The following is a 1,631-nucleotide window of genomic DNA, read 5'->3' as shown; positions in this document are numbered from 1 at the left end:
TGGCACTCCCCTTGCTTACGCAAGTGTCGTTCCAGTCCCTAACGTCCCGTTCCGGGACTCAGGGCCAGCCTACGTCGGTTAGTCTAGTTCGTTATGCGACATGCTTACATTGAATTAAAAAGATGAACAAAGATTACATAGAATTAATGACGATTCAGAGATCTTTCTTAGCAAAGACTGAAGAATTATTACTTAAAGTGGTGGGGAAACATTACAAACAATTCTCAACTTCACATGAGTTGATTGAATATATTCAAAAACAGTCAACTAACAATAAATTTTCTAAACAATTTAATAAAAACATTCCGCTAATTTATTCAGAATTACATGAATTTTATGGTTCGTATGCAGCTAAATGGTTTGGATTAGCAAAAAACCTTGGAGGCTTAAAGTTGGTATTCGGAGGTATCTCTCGGTTTTCAGAGGCATTTCTACAAAACGTAAAAAACGACTTACTCTTTTCAGATACCATTTATCTAGCAGATCCAGTATTACCGTGGATTGAAATCGCACGTAAAGAGGAACATTTCAGAGTTGTTCACCTTCTTAAAAATATGTATTTCGTTTTACGCTTAAAGGAAATAATCGATGCAGATTTACCTTACCCAGCGGTTATTATTTTTCCGAGTTTTGAAAAAACACTAGAAGAAAATGATAAAGAAACTCGAGAGAACATTCATCGCTTATTAACAAGCTTCTTCTCCTTTTATTTAGGAGAAACATTTGGAAGTTCAGAGGAAACATTATACTATGCTAGAATGAAAAGCGATGTGTTCTTGGAAAAGGTGGAAACCAATAAATTATTTTGGGCACCACAAGCAAAAGAAATAACGTCAATCAGAGATGGATTAAGTCAATATAAAGAATTCATTCAAAATAATCGAAGTAAAGAAGAAAAGTATATAGCTGACACTATTTCACCAGCAGAGTTGGTTTGGCAAGGAATCTTTGAAAGAATAGTGCCTCATTTTCATGTATGGGAAAATTCTACTGAATTCGGTGCTAACCCAACTTTTTCTAATGCAGCACATTGGCATTATCATAATCTGTTATCCAATGCTAACAATAAAATAATGAATGTGAGTCAAGAAACTCTTATTCTAACTCAGAGCATAAATAGCTTCCGAATGAGTTGGTTTAACAATATAACTGAAGAAGACTTAATATTACTCCGGAAAAATAATGAAAATGAAAAATTTCGAAAAGATTTATTAAAGCAAATAGAAACTTTAGATGATCTATCAAAAGAAAATATTGACAAAGTAACTAACGAAGTTTCAAGAGTCATATCTGGATTATTGAGTAACTATAATCAAGAAATAGAGGATATAAAAGATAAATACCAATTAAAATATAAGCAACTATTATCCGCTAGCATTGTTTCTTCCGTAGCACATCTATTGCCAATTTTACAACCATATACAGGCTTAATTCCACCAGTAGCTACCGCAATAAAATACGCAAATGATAAATTGGAAGAAATCAGTTTGATTAAAAAACAAAACAAAAGCTTGATGGGAATATTTTTTAGAGCAATGGGATGAAAAAGCACGCCGCATAACAGCGCCTTAACGCTTCGCTTCGGCACAAGGCCTCGCTCGGTCTGCGACACATAGGCTTCTGGCACTCCC

General features: G+C 34.4%; 1 protein-coding gene. It reads left to right on the top strand.

The genetic code is table 11. From position 1 onward, the window contains the following. Positions 1–122 precede the first annotated feature (122 nt). Entirely contained in the window at positions 123–1,544 is a 1,422-nt protein-coding gene (locus JWG40_RS15545; protein WP_205286697.1) for a hypothetical protein, read from the top strand. The last annotated feature ends 87 nt before the right edge of the window (positions 1,545–1,631 follow it).

It is taken from the genome of Leptospira abararensis, from assembly GCF_016918735.1.
GTDB classification, from domain to species: Bacteria; Spirochaetota; Leptospiria; order Leptospirales; family Leptospiraceae; genus Leptospira_A; species Leptospira_A abararensis.
Note: the sequence above shows the minus strand (reverse complement) of the source record. Positions and strands in the feature narration are given on the sequence as shown.

Bases quoted from the DNA above. Each gene is read 5' to 3' on its own strand.
- JWG40_RS15545 (WP_205286697.1), top strand. From the start codon at position 123: ATGAACAAAGATTACATAGAATTAATGACGATTCAGAGATCTTTCTTA.